This window comes from Halomonas sp. ND22Bw (genome assembly GCF_003011945.1).
Lineage (GTDB): Bacteria > Pseudomonadota > Gammaproteobacteria > Pseudomonadales > Halomonadaceae > Halomonas > Halomonas halophila.
On record NZ_PXWD01001278.1, the window covers coordinates 1 to 256 of the forward strand.

Below are 256 nucleotides of genomic sequence, written 5' to 3' on the forward strand. Positions count from 1 at the left end.
TGTGAAGCTACCGTTGGTAGATAAAGGCTGAGGATCGGGTAATGCAGTTCGTTCCGTATCGCATGTACAATAAGATCCTAAACCTGGGGGATGCGATCAATCCCTACATTATTGAAAAGGTTTCAGGGTTGCCCTCCAAGTACTCTCCCAAGTCCAGGCCGCATGTGCTCGGGATCGGCAGTATATTCTTCGATGCGAGCATGCAATCCCATATATGGGGTAGTGGGGTCATCAATGGCGAAAAAGAAATTCCACG

Annotated in this window: 1 protein-coding gene; it reads left to right on the forward strand. The window is 48.4% G+C overall.

Annotated features, from left to right (window positions below; genetic code table 11):
* Nucleotides 1-41: 41 nt before the first annotated feature.
* Nucleotides 42-256, forward strand: a 215-nt coding sequence (locus tag CVH10_RS27010; protein WP_219925009.1) for a hypothetical protein, incomplete at its 3' end; no start/stop codon positions are given.